This is a genomic window from Corynebacterium sp. HMSC072D12, from assembly GCF_001813925.1.
Lineage (GTDB): Bacteria > Actinomycetota > Actinomycetes > Mycobacteriales > Mycobacteriaceae > Corynebacterium > Corynebacterium aurimucosum.
In genome coordinates, this window is record NZ_KV814395.1 from 1 (window position 1) to 209 (window position 209).

At 53.1% G+C, this 209-nt stretch carries 1 rRNA gene; it reads right to left on the reverse strand.

The window, feature by feature from the left end:
• Nucleotides 1-26: 26 nt before the first annotated feature.
• Nucleotides 27-144, reverse strand: a 5S ribosomal RNA gene (gene rrf / locus HMPREF2943_RS04800).
• Nucleotides 145-209: the final 65 nt, after the last annotated feature.

Below are 209 nucleotides of genomic sequence, written 5' to 3' on the forward strand. Positions count from 1 at the left end.
TGTATTGAGTTGTTTGTTTTGTTTGGTGTCGGCGGTTTCTTACTCTCCCACAACCTCCCGGTTGCAGTACCATCAGCGTTAGCAGGCTTAGCTTCCGGGTTCGGAATGGGTCCGGGCGTTTCCCTGCTGCTATAGGCCACCGACAAACACTCGAGGCAATCTGATGCCTGGTTGCGTGTGTTGTGTCAGATACTGTGTAGTGGACGCGA